This window comes from Chryseobacterium hilariae, assembly GCF_051400735.1.
Taxonomy (GTDB): domain Bacteria; phylum Bacteroidota; class Bacteroidia; order Flavobacteriales; family Weeksellaceae; genus Chryseobacterium.
In genome coordinates this window covers 301,637-320,461 of sequence record NZ_JBLFFJ010000005.1, presented here as the reverse complement: position 1 = coordinate 320,461, position 18,825 = coordinate 301,637, and the positions used below count along the sequence as shown (strand labels likewise).

16 protein-coding genes are annotated in these 18,825 nt (G+C 36.9%); 9 read left to right on the top strand and 7 right to left on the bottom strand.

The window, feature by feature from the left end:
• Window positions 1-132: 132 nt before the first annotated feature.
• The 6 genes from ACMGDK_RS16340 to tssO all read right to left on the bottom strand — a co-directional run bounded on the left by ACMGDK_RS16340 (window position 133) and on the right by tssO (window position 8,866).
• Window positions 133-1,002 (bottom strand): lytic transglycosylase domain-containing protein, encoded by an 870-nt coding sequence (locus ACMGDK_RS16340; RefSeq protein ID WP_436808927.1) that lies wholly within the window; start codon window positions 1,000-1,002, stop codon window positions 133-135.
• A gap of 80 nt (window positions 1,003-1,082) precedes the next feature.
• Window positions 1,083-3,578: an ATP-dependent Clp protease ATP-binding subunit gene (locus tag ACMGDK_RS16335; RefSeq protein WP_436808926.1), complete on the bottom strand. Its 2,496-nt coding sequence runs from the start codon at window positions 3,576-3,578 to the stop codon at window positions 1,083-1,085.
• A gap of 813 nt (window positions 3,579-4,391) precedes the next feature.
• Entirely contained in the window at window positions 4,392-6,791 is a 2,400-nt protein-coding gene (tssR, locus tag ACMGDK_RS16330) for a type VI secretion system protein TssR domain-containing protein (RefSeq protein ID WP_436808925.1), read from the bottom strand.
• Window positions 6,792-6,836: 45 nt separating this feature from the next.
• Window positions 6,837-7,745, bottom strand: coding sequence for a PKD domain-containing protein (locus ACMGDK_RS16325; RefSeq protein WP_426049395.1), 909 nt, complete (start codon window positions 7,743-7,745; stop codon window positions 6,837-6,839).
• A gap of 45 nt (window positions 7,746-7,790) precedes the next feature.
• Window positions 7,791-8,318: a type VI secretion system transmembrane protein TssO gene (locus tag ACMGDK_RS16320; RefSeq protein WP_436808924.1), complete on the bottom strand. Its 528-nt coding sequence runs from the start codon at window positions 8,316-8,318 to the stop codon at window positions 7,791-7,793.
• A gap of 14 nt (window positions 8,319-8,332) precedes the next feature.
• Entirely contained in the window at window positions 8,333-8,866 is a 534-nt protein-coding gene (gene tssO, locus ACMGDK_RS16315) for a type VI secretion system TssO (protein ID WP_436808923.1), read from the bottom strand.
• Window positions 8,867-9,046: 180 nt separating this feature from the next.
• Here tssO and ACMGDK_RS16310 point away from each other — a divergent pair, with 180 nt between their 5' ends.
• The 9 genes from ACMGDK_RS16310 to ACMGDK_RS16270 all read left to right on the top strand — a co-directional run bounded on the left by ACMGDK_RS16310 (window position 9,047) and on the right by ACMGDK_RS16270 (window position 17,605).
• Complete coding sequence (locus tag ACMGDK_RS16310) at window positions 9,047-9,718, top strand: LuxR C-terminal-related transcriptional regulator (protein WP_436808922.1); 672 nt, start codon at window positions 9,047-9,049, stop codon at window positions 9,716-9,718.
• A 138-nt stretch (window positions 9,719-9,856) separates the two neighbouring features.
• Window positions 9,857-10,147 (top strand): HU family DNA-binding protein, encoded by a 291-nt coding sequence (locus ACMGDK_RS16305; RefSeq protein WP_002984212.1) that lies wholly within the window; start codon window positions 9,857-9,859, stop codon window positions 10,145-10,147.
• A 364-nt stretch (window positions 10,148-10,511) separates the two neighbouring features.
• Window positions 10,512-12,071: an Rne/Rng family ribonuclease gene (locus tag ACMGDK_RS16300; RefSeq protein WP_436808921.1), complete on the top strand. Its 1,560-nt coding sequence runs from the start codon at window positions 10,512-10,514 to the stop codon at window positions 12,069-12,071.
• 70 nt (window positions 12,072-12,141) lie between these two features.
• Window positions 12,142-13,563: a T9SS type A sorting domain-containing protein gene (locus ACMGDK_RS16295; protein ID WP_436808920.1), complete on the top strand. Its 1,422-nt coding sequence runs from the start codon at window positions 12,142-12,144 to the stop codon at window positions 13,561-13,563.
• Between the two features lie 70 nt (window positions 13,564-13,633).
• Window positions 13,634-14,104: an OsmC family protein gene (locus tag ACMGDK_RS16290; RefSeq protein ID WP_436808919.1), complete on the top strand. Its 471-nt coding sequence runs from the start codon at window positions 13,634-13,636 to the stop codon at window positions 14,102-14,104.
• A 239-nt stretch (window positions 14,105-14,343) separates the two neighbouring features.
• Entirely contained in the window at window positions 14,344-14,973 is a 630-nt protein-coding gene (locus tag ACMGDK_RS16285) for an NUDIX hydrolase (RefSeq protein ID WP_436808918.1), read from the top strand.
• Window positions 14,974-15,000: 27 nt separating this feature from the next.
• Window positions 15,001-15,807 (top strand): lysophospholipid acyltransferase family protein, encoded by an 807-nt coding sequence (locus tag ACMGDK_RS16280; RefSeq protein ID WP_111955768.1) that lies wholly within the window; start codon window positions 15,001-15,003, stop codon window positions 15,805-15,807.
• 14 nt (window positions 15,808-15,821) lie between these two features.
• A complete protein-coding gene (locus ACMGDK_RS16275) occupies window positions 15,822-16,265 on the top strand; it encodes a hypothetical protein (RefSeq protein WP_436808917.1) in 444 nt (147 codons plus the stop codon).
• 2 nt (window positions 16,266-16,267) lie between these two features.
• A complete protein-coding gene (locus tag ACMGDK_RS16270) occupies window positions 16,268-17,605 on the top strand; it encodes a UDP-N-acetylmuramate--L-alanine ligase (protein WP_436808916.1) in 1,338 nt (445 codons plus the stop codon).
• A 107-nt stretch (window positions 17,606-17,712) separates the two neighbouring features.
• Here ACMGDK_RS16270 and ACMGDK_RS16265 read toward each other — a convergent pair whose 3' ends face one another.
• A complete protein-coding gene (locus tag ACMGDK_RS16265; RefSeq protein WP_436808915.1) occupies window positions 17,713-18,777 on the bottom strand; it encodes an NAD(P)H-dependent flavin oxidoreductase in 1,065 nt (354 codons plus the stop codon).
• Window positions 18,778-18,825: the final 48 nt, after the last annotated feature.

Genomic DNA, 18,825 nt, shown 5'->3' with positions numbered 1-18,825 from the left:
TTTTACACTCAAAAGAGAAATATTAAGAATTTAAGGATAATTCGCTGGTTCTTAACAATTATTAAATTAACCTATTGAAACAAAAAAACCGTACTCAAAGATTACGGTTTTTTTATTATTTTTTCAAGCTTATTACTGCTGCATACGGCCTCCTTCTTTTATAGAACGGGAAAGAATCTTATTTTTTTTCAAAAGAAAATCCGGCATAAGATCGGTAGGAAGATAAAGAGGGCTTTCTCCTTTTTTCTGCAGTTCCTCTACGATTCCGGGGTTCCAGACAAGAATTTCATTCACTTCTACATCCAGCTCATCAGCAATGACATCCAGATTAAATCCTGCATTAATTTCTGTTTCCTGAAGCGGTGCAGCATTATTTTTACCGCTTCCGCCTTCTGTAAAGAAAATTTTATTAAGCCTTGAAGAATTATAATTGTTCAAAACGTTTTCCAGTTCGCCGGTTGCATAGCAGGCGTTCAGGTATTTTTTAACATGATTAATTGTTTCACCTGGAAGATATTTAGAAAATACATGATATTGTGTGGAACCTGCATTCTGCATCGCTTTGGCAATATTTCCTTCGCCACAGTTATAAGCTGCCACAACGGTAATCCAGTCGCCATACTTTCTATAGAGATTTGCCAGGGAAATTACGGCTGTTTTGGTGCTTTTATACACATCCGTCCGGTTTTGCTCTGTAAGTCCGTACTGATTGGCATGGGAGGTCATAAATTGCCATATGCCCACTGCTCCGGCACCTGAGGTTATATTCCTGTTGAAATGCGACTCAATCAGGGCCAGGTTTCTCAAATGTCTGGGCAGTCCTTTCTGTACCAATGAATATTCAATAAATTCAACGATTTCCTTATTGGCATTTATAATGCTATTATACTTTTTCACGCTGCTTTCCGAAGTATCGGAAGCCGCAAGAAACTGTCCGTTCACCATTACAAAAGTTCCTGCAAGCAGCAGTCCTGTAAAGATATTTTTGAATACAGTTTTCATTTTAATTCCTTATGGTTATTGACAAAGAAAGCCATCACACCAATACGTTTATCAGGATACTGCTTTCTTTATATTATTTTTTATTCTACTATCCAGCTTAGTTTTTCTTCTTTATTATTCCAGTCTACATGAATGGTCTGCCCGGATTTCACTTCTTCCCTTACGATCATTTTAGAGATGGGTCTTGCCAGCTGTGCACGGATTACGCCTGATATCTGTCTCGCTCCGTATTTGCTGCTGAATCCTCCCAATGCAAGGTTTTTCACGGCTTCATCGCTGATCTTTAAGGTCATTCCCAATCTTGTCAGTGAAGTATGAAGTGATTTCAGCTGGATATTGAAAATTCTTTCTGCAATAGATTCCGTAATCGGGGCAAAAGGAATAATTTCTGTGATCCTGGCTAAAAACTCCGGTCTGAATCTTCCTGAATTGGACATAATCTGCATCAGTGAAGATGATTCAGGAACTTTTCCTTCTTCAAACTGTTTTACAATTTCTTCACTTCCGATATTTGAAGTAAACAATATGAGCGCATTACTGAAATCACCCTCTTTTCCCAGTTTGTCATGAACTTTTCCTTCATCCATAATCTGTAAGAATACATCAAAAACGGAATGATGGGCTTTTTCAATTTCATCAAATAAAACAACAGTATAAGGCTGCTGTCTGATTTTATTCACCAGCATTCCTCCTTCTTCATAGCCTACATAACCCGGAGGCGCTCCATACAGTAATGCTGCGGAATGTTCTTCTTTAAATTCGGACATATCAAAACGTACCATGGCTTTCTCGTCATTAAAGAGAAGTTCTGCCATGGATTTTGCCAGCTCGGTTTTCCCGGTTCCTGTAGGTCCCAGAAGGAAAAATGAGCCTATAGGCTGCCCTGGCTTGTTAAGTCCGCTTCGGTTTTCAACAATGGCATCTGACAGGATTTTTAAGGCGTGATCCTGCCCTACAACTCTGTTCAGTAAAAGGGATTCCATATTCAGAAGCTTTTCCTTCTCCTGAGCCTGGATCTTCCCGATCGGGATATTTGTTTTTGCCGCCATTACTGCTGCCAGTTCAAGACGGTCTACTTTTTCTCTTTTTACAGCGGCATGTTCTAAAAGCTCTGCATAGGTATCATCAATGATCTTGTGGATCTGGTCAACAGGCATGGAATTGTCGATAACCGGCTGTTCGTTTAATGATCCCCAAAGAATAGGGCTTATTTTATCTCTCAGGAGATTATAGTTCCAGATAAGTTCATTAGCCTGGTCTTTGCTGTCGGTAAATTCTTCTTTTAAAATTGCCTCATAAGTTTCTTTCCAGCTTGCCAATTCTTTTTCTGAAAGCTCATCCAGCATTTTAATGGCAGCCATGGTTCTGTCTAGCAGGTCAATTGCTGCATCAGGTAGCTTTTTGCCTTTAGCATATCTTTTGGCCAGTCGTACGCATTCAGGAATAGAGTTTTTTTCTACTTCGATGCCATGATGCTTTTTGTAGCCGTCGAGAAGCACGTCGATCATTTTTACACAGGTCTGCTCATCCGGTTCATTGACTGTAAGAACTTCAAAACGACGGTTGAAAGCCTGTTCCGGCTCAATAATCTTTCTGTATTCTTCCTGTGTTGTAGCTCCTATCACGGTAATTTCACCTCTTGCCAGTTCGGGCTTAAGAAGGTTGGCTACATTTCCGATGCTTCCTTTCGGATCAAGAAGGGTATGAATTTCATCGATGAAAAGAACTGCCTTTTCGATTTTTTTACATTCATTGATGACTTTTTTCAGACGGTCTTCAATTTCGCCTTTATAGGAAGTCCCGGCTAACAATGCTCCGGTGTCCAATTCCAGAAGAGTTGCATTTTTCAGCATTTCAGGAACATTTCCTTTAGTGATTTCTATGGCAAAACCTTCTACTAAGGCTGTTTTCCCTACGCCGGGCTCACCAATGATGATAACATTCGGCTTGCTTCTGCGGCAAAGGATCTCAACGAGCATTCTGAGCTCTTTATCTCGTCCAATAATGTTTTCAAGATCGCCTTTTCTGGCCTGTGCAGTTCTGTCTACACAGTAACTTTTAATTGATGGAAATGATGAATCTGTGAAGTCTGAGCCGTTTGAAAAAAGAGATGAAAAATCACCATCTTCGGATACAGCAAAAGGAGTATCTTTTCTATATAGATTGAAAATTTCATGTTCTCTCAGGGGAAGCGATTTCAGCTGCTGCAGTGAAAAAACAACCTGTGGTTTTACGATAGCGGTAAGGATACAGATAGGTGTAATCTCATCCAGACCTAATTTTAAGCGAATATCGTCTGCTTCTTCTGTAAGGGTATCTACAGCTTCATCCTGACGTACATCATCCGGAAGATGCGCTGTCTTTGGATAATCTTCAATGCGGACGTCTGCCCATTCATAGAAGTAGCCGGGATCTTTGTCGATACTTTTCAGAAATTCGCTAAGGCCTATATCTTTATGCATTAAAGCCTGCAGAATATGCGGACCGCCGTACGTGGCATTATAGTTTTCTTTCGCTATCGACTGAGCAATATGAAATAGCTGTTTTACTGTTTCGTTGGTTACTAGTACTCCCATTATAATTTTTTAATATTAATATGTTTGTGTTTCTTTTAATTTTATCAGATTATTTGGTGCAATCTGTCAAAGTATTACCTTTTTACAAATATATCTTTTTTATGTAAAATGTGTGCAGGATAAAGATAGTTAATTCTTTGATCAGAGAAGTAATAAGTTTTCGGGTGATAAAATCAATTGTTTCTAAAATTCCATCCATATTTTCGGATGGCTGAAAATGAAGAATTTTTGTGATATTCTGTGTTTCATATTTTTGCGCCTAAAAAGCATCTATTTTAATATTTAAACAAAAAGACCGTCTTTAGGGGACGATCTTTTCTTATGAATGTTGATGTGTAATAGTGCATCTTTAGTTATATGGCAGAAACCCGGTGATCATCTATATTCTAACTTTAATAACTTCTGTTATTCCTGTCATTGAATGTTATGATTTTCCTGAATCTCCTTCCATAACCGTAAATTTTATTCACTATTAATATTTTGTGATGTGGTGTTTGTTTAACAAATATATAGAGCTTATTTCTATTCTAAAAGTATTTTGATATAAATTTCACATTTTGTAGTAATTCTACGACTTTGGATTTAAAAATCGCCATCATACATCACTAGAACAAGGTTCTCAATTTATTGGGATATATAGAAAAAAGAAGAATTTTACACTTAAATGAGAAATAGGAAGTTTTGGGGCTGTGTTTTTGAGCTCCAGAATGTGAGTTTGTGAATCTGCTGTTTAAAAAAATATCTAATCCTTGAATTTTAAACATAAAAAAAGCAGAAGTTATACTCCTGCTTTTGATATGCTATCATTAATGATTAATGCTTTGTATATTCCGGTTCATCAACGGTCTGAGTAGTCGGCATAAAGTATTCATTAAGCCAATAGAAGGTTTGCCCGTTCTGCTGGATCTTCACGGCCGGATTGTTTCTGTGGGAAAGCATATGTTCTGCCAGATTCTTATAGTTTCTGAAATATGCTCTTGCTGTTTCCCTTAAAACAATTTTAGATTTTTTCCAACCTTTCAGCTTGTATTTCGACATCAGCTCATCTTCGGAATTATCAAAACCGGTACTTAATCCTACTGCGTAAGCCATTGGTTTTTCATACAGTTCAGACTTATCCAGGAATGTTAAGGTAGGGTTATACTTTTTCAGGAGCCTGATATATTCCTTAATGGCTCTGGACTGGTTAAAATCTGCTCTTTCAGGCTGGGTCTTATGATAAACTTCGGTATAGAAGTTCTTTAAGTTATCGTATTCTGTTTCAGAGATAAGGATTCCTTTTTCTATGCCCGGCTTGTAATCTTTCAGATTTTTCGGAATATATCCTTTTACAAGAAACGGATTTCCGTAGTTGATCAGCTGTGCTGCAATTCCTGCTGAAACCGGATTGGTAAGACCTGGGAAAAGATATTTATATTTCAAGTCTACATCCGTTCTCCCGGCTCCTACCGAGGAATGGAAATACTCATTCAGTGATTTATCAATCGTTTCATTGTCTAAAGTTACTTGTGCAATAAGGCTGTCTACAGACTTTTTCAAGTATCCAGGTGTTGCAACATCACCTTTTTTAGGGAAGATAACAAATCCCTGGGACATACTCTGCTTTGGATAATCCAGCGAGAAGAATCCGGCATCGCCTTCCACAAGGTTAAAGTTATTTTTGGTAAGAACATCACTTTGGTTGATGATCTTTTGTTTTTTCAGTTCGGCAATATTTTTAGCAGTATTGGTCACCACATTTTCAGACATTAATACAAAATCGTTGTAGGTATCGGATGATCTTGCACTGGTCTGGAACATAATCACCCTGGCTTGTGCCTGTGTAAGGGAGCTGATCACGTTGTACATGTTTCCACTTTGGTCGGCAGAAGTTCCTACTGTTACGACAATATTGGTTTCATCCGGAACATTAGAAAGCAGGTTTCCTGCAGCAGAAAGCGCTTCGCCTACCGGCTGGTATCCGCTGTTGCTCGCACAGTTCATTTCATTGGTTTTTTCATCAATGAACTTTGTAATCTTACTGTAATCTGTACTTAAATTGGAAGTCATGACATTTTCTCCACACGGATTGTTCTTATATAAAACAACACCGTACTTTACACCATTGAAATATGATGGTTTTTCAAATCTAAGCTGCAGATCCTGAAGAAGAGATTTCACGATTGGGGCATAAGGAGCATTTGGAGCACTTACATCCAGAGCAAAAACAATGTTGATATTTTTATCTCTTTCCGTGATTTCTCTATAGCGGTCAAAATAAATTTCTTCTCCCAAAACATTGAATACATAATTTTTACTGTAATCTAAAATATTGGTGAAGTATTTCGTTTTGGAGTCCGGTGTTGGAGCCTCATTCAATGCTAAATTTACCGGATAAATATTCTCAAGAGGTGTTCTCTTGTTGGTATCTGTAAGAAGAATTGCGGTTCTGCTTTCTGAGTCTGCGGCACCAGGGTATCCTTCATGGATTCCTAACTCAGACTCTGTAACTTGCGTGTCATTTTTAAGTTTTACTGCAGAACGCTCACCCCATGCAGAGATTACATTGGCGTTTACCCATCCGTAAAGGCTGGTGCTGATACTGTCTATATCAACAGAAGGCTTTTTACCCACCAGAAAACGTTTATTATTTTCTGCCTGTTTGTAGACATATACCATCTGTCCGTTTGGAATTTTGACATTGGCAGCTTCTATAAGGCTTGGTGAATTGAATACCATAATGGAATCATTCTTATAGTATCTTTCTGCACTTCTGATCACTTCGCTGTGGTTCGGAACTACAGCAACTCTTACAGGAAAACCTGTTTTTTCGCTTTTTAAAGAATTGTTCCATAAAAGAAGATCGGATTCCGGGATCCAGCCATAGGTTTTAATGGATTTTGATGAAACTTTTTTCATCAGGGCATCAGGAACGTATTCCGCTACTTTTACCATTCCGTCTCTATGTTTCAGGACCATTAAAGGTTCAAGAAATTTAACTTCTTTGTAAGATTTTTCGTCACTTTTATCAAGATAGGCCGTATTTCTGGACCTGTCTGAAATAACAATCCACGGGACCGACTTTTTAGGGTATCCGTTCACTACCGGCGAATTATCTACCTGCCCGTACTGGGACGGTTCAGGGGTTCTTTTAGACGGCAGCTTGACCTGACAGCTTGCTAACAATACTGATAATCCTATATAATATGCTGCTAGAGGAAATTTATTTTTCATCCTATTTTATTTTAATGATTGGTGTATCCGGGATGCCGGACTCTATTATTTGCTTTGGTTTATATCTACCTTCGTTACACAGTTCTGCTTATCATCTAAGTTCACTTTTACACTCTGGATGACAACGTTTTTGTCAAACTGAAGCCCTGCACAGTACATATAGAAGTTATTTGCCTTGCTGTCGCTTACTTTTACTACCGTGTTTTCGTTGTTACACAGATAAGTTCTTAGCAGGTAGTTATAATGCATATTAAAACTGTTCCCGTTAGCAATCTGCTGCAGATGATATTTGAAATCATCATCAACCTTTTTATAGGAATCTTCTACAGGTATTTCATCTTCCTGCAAAGAATTGTAGGCCGGAAGAATCTTGATAAGGTGATAAATAGGTTCCTGACTTTCCTCTGTGAATAATGCCACGCGGTAATCTCCCGGTTTTTTATAAGAATAAATAGCCATTTTCTCTTTAGCATCTATATTGCCCGTTTCGCCAAACTTCCATGCAAACTGTGTAGCCTCTGAAACGGCGCGGAACTGTACATTTTCATTCTGCATCGCCTGGGTAGGAGCTTCAATAACAGTACTGATCTTCGCACTGTCTTGTGGCTTCTGATATCTGGCCGAAACCATAACAGGGAAGGTTTTGCTATATTTGTTATCAATAATCAAGCTTACCGAATAATACCCCGGTTTATTATAAAAGTGTATTCCGGTACTTTTGTCTGAAGTTGTTCCGTCCCCAAAATTCCATCTCTTGGTTTTTGCGAACTGGGTTTTATCCTCAAATAAAAGGGTATCTCCTACAGATAGTGAGGAAGGATAGACTACTCCTACAATATCATCGGAAGAATGGATTACCTTTTTCTGCAGCCATAACGCAATGAGTGCCGCAATGAGCAGCGTTGCGATAACACCAATAATAATGTTCTTTTTGTTTTTTTGAAAATAATTCATAGTTAAGTGATTGTGATGTGTTTATTCCTTTAATGTTTATTTCTTTTACTGGGTTCTTGCTCTTAGTGCATTCTCTCTTTCATAAAGGCGGTTTTGCTTATCTTTAAAACCGATTCTGCAGTCTTCCACTTCTTTTTCGAATCTTTTTACATCTTCTGTAGTGGTAGAAATAACTTTTTTGTCTTCAAAATACATTTTATAGAATTTAGCGATCTGCGGATATGCATCTTTACGGATATCCATGATATTGCTATTACCTTGAAAATGACTGGCAAGGCCATTAATTCCATTAAAAATATTGTTTTCAGCGAAAGGTTCCGGAGATTTATCTGCAATTCTGCTGATCAGGGCATACGTACTGTCCATTTCAGGCTGTAAGATCTTTTGCTGGCTTTCGAATGCCGCCTTCTGCTCAAGACTTTGTATTCCTCTTACATCTTCTTCTGAGAATGGAGAATCGTAACCTTTTAAAAAGATGATTCCGAAGAATATCATAGCTGCTAAAAGCATCAGTATTAAATAAAAAAACTGATAATGCCTTTCTTTCTTAGATAGTGTAATAGATCCCTGCATATGCTTATTTTTTATTATCTTCTTCTTCCTCCTGTAAAATTCCTTGTAGGATCTTTTTTAAGCTGGCCGTTGGCTCTTCCTACTTTTGCTATACATTCCTCAAGATCCCTGAGGACTATCTTTTTCTGGGATTCCACCCCTATAATATCATTCTTCAGCTTCAGCATAGGCTCTATCTGTTTCATCAGAACGGCATAATGCTTAAAATTATCAGCACTGTCTTTGCCCATAATATTTTTCGCCTCCATGACATCATCCATAATTCTGGTTCTGAGGAAAACGTCATTTTCTACCTTATTGATGTTAAGCTGGTTCATCTGGTCATATATTTTATCTACATGAGTCCTGAGAACATCACCCCGCATCATAAGCTCCTTATAGGCATCAGCTTCTCGCACGATTCCTTCCCGTTGTATACTGTAGCTTTTAAAAAAGAAGAATAAACACAGAAAAGATACCACCGACAAAGCGGTGAAAGACAGAATAAACTTCCAAATGCCTGCTCTGACATCAGATTTGTTTAGTTTTTTTTCTCTGTTAGAAGACATATGTTCGTGATTTGTTTGGCCTGTGAAAATATAAAAAAAAAAATTTATGTACAATACGTATTTTCCCTAATGTAGTTCCGTGAAAACCCTAATTAAACTAAGTTTAATTTTACCTTTCATAAGTTTTTCATAAATTAGGCCTCTGAATTTTAAATATCAAATACCAAATCGATATTAAAAGTGAATAAACTATTATCAAACACAGTACGGTTTTCTATAGCTGACAGTGACTTCTACTTTAAGAAGATCATGATCAAAACACTTATGGAAAACCCTTTCTATATGCTTCTGAATGACTGTAATAACGGCCATGAGCTTGTGAACAGGATTTACAGGAGACAGGAAGATGTGTTTATCATTGAACTGTTTATGCCGGTATTAAGCGGGATAGAGGCTATCAAATACATCAGGAAAAACAACACGGAAACTCCTATTGTAACTTATTCCAGTACCTATCAGGAAGATATGGCCGAGATTCTTTCGAAAATTCCAAATATCTATTATTGTCAGAAAAAGAGTACTATTATAAAAGATCTCATCAAAGGAAGTATCGCTTCTGACGGCTTCGACTACGAAAAGTATTCTAAGGAATGGGAACAGCAGCCACTTGCAGTACAGAACTATATGGAAAGGCAGAAGAAAGGCCAGGAAGAGCTGAGCCCCACTGAAATACAGCTTATGAAATTCTGCTACGAAGGCTACAGCAACAAGGAAATTGCTGAAAAACTGAACCTTAGCACGCGTACAATTGACACCTATATTAACAGGCTTACAGAAAAGCTGGGGCTAAAAACAAAACTACATCTCATTCGCTTCTGTGTGGAAAATGGCTACTACAATTCCAGCATGTAGAGAGATTTAACGTAATATTAATATAGACTAAACATAAAAACTCCAACTCTTTAAACAAAAATATTTTGCCACTAATTTGCTAGTATTCAATTTTTTTAACTAAATTTGCACACCTAAAATTTAAAATTAAAAAAGGAAATGACAAAGGCAGAATTGGTAAACACCATCTCAAATAAGTTGGGAACAGAAAAGAATGAAACACAGAAAGTTGTAGAAGCTTTTATGCAGGAGATCAGGACTTCTATGTATAATGGGGATAACGTTTATCTGAGAGGTTTTGGATCTTTTATCATTAAAACAAGAGCTGCTAAAACAGGAAGAAATATTTCTAAGAACACTGCAATTGAGATTCCTGCTCATAATATTCCTGCTTTCAAACCTTCAAAATCTTTTGTAGAGAAAGTAAAAACAAAAGTCGCAGTAAAATAAAAATTAACTGAATATTAACTAGTTACTAAAAAATTAAAATTATGCCAAGCGGAAAGAAAAGAAAAAGACACAAGGTTGCAACTCACAAAAGAAAGAAAAGAAGAAGAGCAAACAGACATAAGAAAAAATAATCTCTTTTTTTCGAGGTTTACAATATAATAATATAGTTGGTGGTTTTATTTATTTAGAGTTCACCGACTATATTTTTGTTTGCAACTATAAGATTCCCAAGGAAAAAAGGCTTTTGCAGATATTTTTAAAAAGATATAGCAATTTCAATCTAAATTCTTATATTTAAAATTATTTATTTGCTAAAAAATACGCCAGTTTCCTATAATCTTAATAAATTTTTATCTTATACAAAATGAAGAAAGAACTAATAGTTTCGCATGAAGATGATCTTACAAAGATTGCACTACTGGAAGACGGAAGACTATGTGAACTTCATGAGCAAGAGGACAAAAGCGAATTTATAGTTGGAGATCTGTTTGTAGGAAGAGTAAAAAAACTGGCACCTAACCTGAATGCAGCATTCGTAAATATCGGGTACGATAAGGATGCTTTTCTGCATTATCAGGATCTTGGGCCGCAGTATCTCACCTACAGAAAGTTTTTAAAAGATACTATTTCTAAAAAACAGAGCACTTCAAGCTTAAAAAATTTCGAGATACAACCCGAAATAGACAAAAACGGAACCGTAGACAAAGTCATTGCAAAAGATGATCTTGTTCTGCTTCAGATTACTAAAGAACCCATTTCTACTAAAGGTCCGAGGATCTCTACCCAGATTTCTTTAACAGGACGTTTTCTGGTCCTGATCCCTTTCGATAACAAAGTTTCCATTTCCAAAAAAATCAGAACCACTGAGGAAAAAGAAAGACTGAGAACGCTTATTGACAGCATCAAGCCTGAAGGTTTCGGTGTCATCATAAGAACCGTAGCGGAAGGAAAAAAAGTAGCAGACCTTCACAATGACATGAATCAGCTGATCCAGAAATGGGAAAGCACTTTCAAAAACATTCAGAAAAGTAAAGTTCCGGCCAGAGTTTTAAGCGAAGAAGAAAAAGCTTCAGCTATTTTAAGAGACAATTTCAACCAGGATTTCGTGAGCATCATCTGCGATGATGAGCAGATGGCAGACGAAATGACCAGCTATGTAGAGGTCATCGCTCCTGAAAAAAAGAATATTGTCCAGTTTTACAATTCACACATTCCTCTTCTCGAATATTACAACGTTGAAAAACAACTCAAACAGAGTTTTGGAAAACACGTTAATATTCCAAGTTCAAAAGGTGCCTATCTTGTTATAGAGCATACAGAAGCACTTCACGTGATTGATGTAAACTCCGGAAATAACATCACAACCGGAGCCGCCGTAAACAAAGAGCACGCCCTGAAAGTAAACAAAATGGCAGCTACCGAGATTGCCAGACAGCTTCGTCTCCGAGATATGGGAGGCATCATTGTAATCGACTTCATCGATATGCAGAATCCTGAACACAGAAGGGATCTGTACGAACATCTGAAAGAAGAAATGAAACGTGACAAAGCACGACACAAAATTCTTCCACCGAGCAAATTTGGACTGATCCAAATCACCAGACAAAGGAACCGCCCGGAAAAGCAGATAGAAACCAAAGAAGAAAACCCGAACAAAGACGGAGAAATTATAGCTCCGATTGTAATCGTGGAAAGAATGGAAGAAACCATAAGAAATATCATACAGAAGGATAAAGGAAAGCTTTACCTGCATGTACACCCTTTTGTTGAAGCTTACCTTACTAAAGGTATCAAAAGCATCCAGATGAAATGGTTTATGAAGTATAAAAAATGGGTAACCATTATTCCCCGGGATTCTTTCAAGTATTTAGAATACAAGATTTACAATTCGAAAAAAGAAGAATTGGTTGGATATTCTAATTAACACAAAAATCTAACCTCCAGTTTTCTGGAGGTTTTTTTATTATATTTACAATCTTAAAACACAAAACAACATGACAAAAAATTTATTTCTTGTGCTGCTTCTTGCAGTTCAGACTGCTTTTGCACAAATTCTCTCCTATGACAATTCTTTTGCTTCAAACGGCAAATATACTTTCACAGGTGCTAATTATTATGAAACAAGAATTGTTCAAAATTCAGACAACAGCATTTATTTTACTTACGCAAAAAACAATCCTTCATTGGGAAGCCCTGAATGCGCTGTATCTAAGCTTAATGCTAACGGAACAGTTGATATCTCTTTCGGAAATAACGGAGAAACAATAATTAATAATTATTTCAGTGCTGTACAAAGTGAGCTAAAAAAACAAACGGACGGTAAAATTCTTGTCATGTGTTTTTATACTAATGGATCCGCTATTGTGAGATTACTTCCAAACGGACTACTCGATACAACATTTGGAATAAATGGAATTGTTAAAATTGATAACATCGGAACAGATTCCAACAGTATAGAGTATGGTTTCTATCTTCAAAATGATAAAATAATAGTTTACGGACAAGCAACATCCGATCCTGGGCCATATATTCACTATAAAAGCATTTACAGACTAAACAGTAACGGAAGCATTGATACAACTTTTGGAAATAATGGTTCTTTCAACACTTCTGGAAATTTTATATTCTTAGATAACCAGTCCAACATTATTAGCTTTATCAGCAATCATAATAATACAAACGCATATACGTATGGTGCTTTAGAAAAATATAACAATAACGGGCAACCTCTTACAAGTTTCGGAAATAATGGGGTTTTAGCTTTTACATCAAATCCGGGAGACGTTGGTTCTGCTTTTATGGATAGCAATAACAATATTGTATGCTCAAATATTAATAATGAAATCTTTAGAATAAAACCCAACGGAGATCACGATAATACTTTTGTGTTTGATAACAGTTCTTTCCCTTTCAACCCAATGACACTCTCGTCCATAATTACCGAAAAAAATGGAAATTATTACATTTCAGGGTTAACCGGATCGATGGGTGAAACATTCTTTATTTCTAAAATTACATCAACCGGAGCTATTGATCCTATCTTTAATCATTATTTTGAAACGACAGGAACACCCGATTTTATCGGTGAAATGATCATTACCGACAACAGCATTATTACTACAAAAGGTGTCAATAAGATTTTAAAATTCCTGTTGAATACTTCTACATTATCTGCTTCAAATAAGGCAAAAACAAATATTTCCTCTATTGTATTTGAGAATCCTGTAAAGCAAAATTTAATTTTCAGCACAAATGAAAAAGTAAGCAAAATAGAAATCTATTCTACAGATGGAAAAATCGTGAGAGCTTTAAAAGACAACAATACCAACCTTTCAGATTTATTAAAAGGAACTTATATAGTAAAAACTTCATTTGAAAACGGAAGAATAATTGTAAAAAAATTAATAAAGAATTAAGAAAACACCAATTTCTTTTTAAAAAGTATTTGCTTAATTTTAGCAGATACTTTTTTATTTTCAAACTAAAATGAGCAGAGAACATCACTACAAAACAACAATTAACTGGACAGGCAACAAGGGAACAGGAACCAGCAGCTACAGGGATTACGAAAGAAGTCACACCATTCAAATTGAAAACAAGGCTCTTATTGAAGGTTCTTCTGATCCCGCATTCCGTGGAGACAAAACCAAACATAATCCCGAAGACCTTTTTCTTTCCTCACTTTCTTCCTGTCATATGTTATGGTATCTCCATTTCTGTTCCGAAGAAGGCATTATCGTTACCAGTTATACGGATGAAGCTACAGGAATTATGACTGAAACAGCGGATGGAAGCGGGCATTTTACGTCGGTCACCTTGCATCCTACAGTGATTGTGGCGGAAGAATCAATGGCTGAAAAAGCAAAGGAGCTCCATCACAAGGCAGGACAATTTTGCTTTATTGCCAGATCAGTAAATTTTCCGGTGCAACATATCCCTACCGTTTTAGTTAAGTAGGTTTCTAGACAAAACATAAGCATGATGTTCACAATTAAGATCTATAATAACTTGAAAGATACTCAAAATGTAAGGTCATTTTATTTCCTATAAAACTTATAATATCAAGATAACTCCTATTTTCAATAAAAAAATCCTGATCTTTAAATTGAAAGATTTCAACTCTTAAATTCTCCTTGAATGGTTAATTAATGTTAATGCCTGTTCTTTTCTTCAGTATATATTGCTAAATTTGAAGTATGGAAAGTTTTGGAAAAGATTTATTGAGGAAAATTACAAATGTAGAGCTCCCGGGAATAAATGCCCATGGAGTATTTTCACCTCCTTCCCGACCCGTATTTACGTATGATGAAGTGTTGGCAAAAAACCCAAAATTTGCAGCTGTTAATATTGTACTTTATTTAAAAGATAATGAATGGTATTTCCCGTTGATCCAAAGAACCATCAACGAGCACGACAGGCACAGCGGACAGATCTCTTTGCCCGGTGGCAAACGTGAGGAAATGGACAGGGATTTTGCTGAAACCGCAGTACGTGAAACCTCTGAAGAGATTGGTATAGATAAGCATTATATAAGAGTAATCAGGGAGATGTCTCCTATTTATATACCACCAAGTAATTTTTATGTATACCCTTACATTTCGTATACCAAAAAGAACCCGCTTTTCGTACTTCAGCAGAGTGAAGCGGTAGAAACTATAGAATTTCCTATCACTTCTTTTCTCAATCTTCCGGATAATCCTGAAATTATGGCGCTCCCAAGTGCTGCCGGGCATGAAGTGCCGGTTATTAATTTCAACGGATATATCATCTGGGGCGCTACAGCAATGATATTGAGCGAGTTTAGCCAATTGTTGAAAAAAATGTAACTTTGCACTACCGTGTTTAATTGAGAGATGGCGAAGAAAAATATTTTCACCGATGCATTCGGAACACCTTATTTTCTAAAAAGGTTTATCATTTTTATTTTAGGAGTTGTATCCTACAGAAGGTTCAACGGCTTTAATAAATTAAAGATAACCGGTACGGAACACCTTGTGGATCTTCCCGATTCCAACGTGCTTTTTGTTTCTAACCATCAAACCTATTTTGCAGATGTAGCAGCAATGTATCATGCATTCTGCGCTGTAAACAACGGATATCTGGACACCATTAAAAACCCTATCTACCTGCTCAATCCAAAGATCGATTTTTACTATGTGGCAGCAGAAGAAACCATGAATAAAGGGATTCTTCCTAAAATTTTTAAAATTGCAGGTGCTGTAACGGTAAAAAGAACCTGGAGAGCAGAGGGCAAAACAGTCAACAGAATGGTAGATCTTACAGAAGTTGACAATATTATGAAAGCTTTGGACAACGGCTGGGTAGCTACTTTCCCTCAGGGTACTACATCTGCTTTTGCTCAGGGACGAAGAGGTACAGCCAAGCTGGTTAAAAACCAGCGCCCGATTGTGATTCCTATCAAGATCAACGGTTTCAGAAGGGCATTTGACAAGAAAGGCCTCCGTGTAAAGGTTACGGGCGTAAAACCTACCATGGAGTTCAAAGCACCTCTGGATATAGATTATGACAATGAAAAAGCGCCGGAAATTTTATTGAAGATCATGACTGCCATTGAGCAGACGGAAGATTTCAATGTACTACACAATTATGATGAAGAACTTAAAGCTAAAAAATTAGAACAAAAGGATTCAAATAATTAAAGAAGTAGAAAATTATGAACAAAATATTAGGGATCTTATTCACGGTCTTGGTATTAGTTTCGTGTAACAGTCAGAAAGTATATTCAGATTTTGATATCAGCTATTCCAGAAGCGGAGGCTATGCTCCAATGTACGAAAATTTACTCATCAAAGGTAATAATGCACATTACTCTTTAGAGGAGGCAGGGAAAAAATACAAACATGACTTTAAAATTTCTGATGAAGATTTAAAGAAGCTGGACCAGACCTTATCCCAAAATAATTTCAGAAGGATACAGGAAGACCACAAAAAGCTGTATGATCATGTAACCACTTCCATCAATGTAAAGAAAGGACCGAATGAAGGCAGCAAGTCTGATGCCAGCATGATGATGCCGAACTTTACAACGAACTGGAACAATATCCTGAATGCTTTCCAGGAGGTTATTAATAACAATGTAAAAAAAAACAATAAATAAAGTTGAAAACCCACTTCATTGCTATAGGCGGAAGCGCCATGCATAATCTTGCTATTGCGTTAAAAGACAAAGGATATCAGATAACTGGTTCGGATGATGCTATTTTTGAACCATCAAGATCCAGACTGGAAAATAAAGGAATTCTGCCTCAGGAAATGGGCTGGTTTCCGGAAAAGATCACTGCAGATATAGATGCGGTTATCCTTGGAATGCATGCGCATCAGGATAATCCTGAGCTGGCAAGAGCAAAAGAGCTGGGTTTAAAAATTTATTCATATCCTGAATTCCTTTACGAACAGTCAAAGAACAAAACGAGAGTAGTTGTTGCCGGATCACACGGTAAAACAACGATCACTTCTATGATTCTTCATGTACTGAACTTTCACCATAAAGATGTGGATTTTATGGTGGGTGCACAGCTGGAAGGCTTTGACTGCATGGTAAAGCTGACGCAGGAGAATGATTTTATGGTGCTGGAAGGTGATGAATACCTTTCCTCTCCTATTGATCTTCGTTCAAAGTTTCTTCTGTACCAGCCGAATATTGCTTTAATGAGCGGTATTGCATGGGATCACATTAATGTATTCAAAACGTTTGACGACTATATAGAGCAGTTTAGAAAATTCGTTGCCAGCATTACTCCCGGCGGTGTTCTGGTATACAATGAAGAAGATTCAGAAGTGGTAAAAGTAGTGGAAGCGGCTGAAAATTATTTCAGAAAAATTCCTTACAAAACTCCTGAATATGAGATCAGCAACGGAAAAGTGTATTTGAAAACTGAAATGGGCGACGTTCCTCTTTCTGTTTTTGGTGCTCACAATCTACTGAACATGGAAGGAGCAAGGCATATCTGCCGCCAGCTGGGTATTATGGATGAAGACTTCTATGAAGCCATTATGAGCTTTAAAGGAGCTTCAAAACGTCTTGAAAAAGTAGAAAGAGAAGATCAGGGAATTCTATACAAAGATTTTGCCCATGCACCGAGCAAAGTAAAAGCTGCGGTAAAAGCTTTCTGCGAGCAGTTTAAAAAGGAAAAAAAATATGGTTTCCTGGAGCTTCACACCTATTCAAGCTTAAATCCGCTATTCCTTGAGCAATACGATCATGCTATGGACGGTTTGGGTGAAGCCGTAGTTTTCTATTCTGAAGATGCTTTAAAGATCAAAAGAATGGAACCTATTTCCCCGGAATTCATTAAAGAAAAGTTCAAAAATAATACCTTGAGGGTGTTTACCAATGCTGAAGAACTTCATGCCTATTGGGAAACGCTGGATAAAACCGATGGTGTTTTCCTGATGATGAGCTCCGGCAATTTCGGAGGATTAGATCTAACAAAATAATATTTTTCACATAAACTGAAAACGTTCTTTATTTGAAGAACGTTTTTTATTTATTTTTTATTAGTATCGTATCATTCTCTATCTTTGGAAGCAATCTACAACAATTTTCAGAGAATATTTTCGGCCTGATAAATAAGCTGTTTCAATATATCCTCTGTTGAAAGTTCACTGTAATTATGAATTGACTGTCCGGCCCAGATACTTACAAAATCAGGATTATTCAGTTTTTTTGAAACTTTACGTAACTCATTCGTCAGCTTATTCTGATAAGGATAAGGCAGAATATAGGCTGAGTTCTCAAGAGCTTCGATGTATTTATTTTTAATTCCTCTCGCATACCGGCCCGAAAAGCTTTTTGTCAGGACAATGTCCTTTTCTGTTACATTTTTCAGTCTTTCTTTTTCAAATGGCTGTAAAGCACTTTCCTGTGATGCCAGTAAGATACTTCCAACCTGGAATCCCTGTGCTCCAAGTTCTTTTGCTGCCCTTAAGGTTTTTCCATTGTAAATACCGCCTGCATAAATCAGCGGAACTTTCACGGTATCATAAACTTTAGAAAATAAGGACATTCCTCCGATCTCAGGAATAATATCTGCATCAAAAGTTCCTCTATGACCTCCGGCTTCAACTCCCTGTACGCAGATGATATCAATTCCCGAATTTTCCAGGATCAATGCTTCTTCTACAGAAGTACAGGTTCCAATAAGTCTTATTCTATTTTCTTTTAGCTTCTCAATGCTCTTATCATCCAGGTTTCCGAAAGTAAAACTCAGGATTTTACAGTCTTCTTCAATAATAGCATCTATCTGTTCATGATAACCGTTCACCTTAATCTCTTCAAAATCAGGAAGCTGAACTTCTATATTATTTTCTTTTGCGAGCTGGGTAATAAACTGTTTGGTTTTAACAAATTTTTCTTTCAAAGAATCTGTTAGCTCAGGAATATGGTGAACAAAAATATTGACAGCAAACGGTTGGTCGGTGAGCTTTTTGGTATCTCTGATAAGTTCAGCAGATTGAGCTGCAGAAAGGTCTGCTAATGCAAGCGATCCCAGACATCCGGCTTTTGAAGCTGCAGCAGTCATCTGCGGAGTACTTACCCCAAACATTGGAGCCTGAATTACAGGATATTTTACATCAAAAATTTTATTGAGTGTATCCGGCCAAAACATAAGAATTATTTTTATGTAAAATTTACAAAAATCTGATGATATGCTAAG

What these genes read in the sequence shown, in the direction of transcription:
- ACMGDK_RS16340 (WP_436808927.1), bottom strand. Translation starts at nt 1,002, where the DNA reads ATGAAAACTGTATTCAAAAATATCTTTACAGGACTGCTGCTTGCAGGA.
- ACMGDK_RS16335 (WP_436808926.1), bottom strand. Translation starts at nt 3,578, where the DNA reads ATGGGAGTACTAGTAACCAACGAAACAGTAAAACAGCTATTTCATATT.
- tssR (WP_436808925.1), bottom strand. Translation starts at nt 6,791, where the DNA reads ATGAAAAATAAATTTCCTCTAGCAGCATATTATATAGGATTATCAGTA.
- ACMGDK_RS16325 (WP_426049395.1), bottom strand. Translation starts at nt 7,745, where the DNA reads ATGAATTATTTTCAAAAAAACAAAAAGAACATTATTATTGGTGTTATC.
- ACMGDK_RS16320 (WP_436808924.1), bottom strand. Translation starts at nt 8,318, where the DNA reads ATGCAGGGATCTATTACACTATCTAAGAAAGAAAGGCATTATCAGTTT.
- tssO (WP_436808923.1), bottom strand. Translation starts at nt 8,866, where the DNA reads ATGTCTTCTAACAGAGAAAAAAAACTAAACAAATCTGATGTCAGAGCA.
- ACMGDK_RS16305 (WP_002984212.1), top strand. Translation starts at nt 9,857, where the DNA reads ATGACAAAGGCAGAATTGGTAAACACCATCTCAAATAAGTTGGGAACA.
- ACMGDK_RS16300 (WP_436808921.1), top strand. Translation starts at nt 10,512, where the DNA reads ATGAAGAAAGAACTAATAGTTTCGCATGAAGATGATCTTACAAAGATT.
- ACMGDK_RS16295 (WP_436808920.1), top strand. Translation starts at nt 12,142, where the DNA reads ATGACAAAAAATTTATTTCTTGTGCTGCTTCTTGCAGTTCAGACTGCT.
- ACMGDK_RS16290 (WP_436808919.1), top strand. Translation starts at nt 13,634, where the DNA reads ATGAGCAGAGAACATCACTACAAAACAACAATTAACTGGACAGGCAAC.
- ACMGDK_RS16285 (WP_436808918.1), top strand. Translation starts at nt 14,344, where the DNA reads ATGGAAAGTTTTGGAAAAGATTTATTGAGGAAAATTACAAATGTAGAG.
- ACMGDK_RS16280 (WP_111955768.1), top strand. Translation starts at nt 15,001, where the DNA reads ATGGCGAAGAAAAATATTTTCACCGATGCATTCGGAACACCTTATTTT.
- ACMGDK_RS16275 (WP_436808917.1), top strand. Translation starts at nt 15,822, where the DNA reads ATGAACAAAATATTAGGGATCTTATTCACGGTCTTGGTATTAGTTTCG.
- ACMGDK_RS16265 (WP_436808915.1), bottom strand. Translation starts at nt 18,777, where the DNA reads ATGTTTTGGCCGGATACACTCAATAAAATTTTTGATGTAAAATATCCT.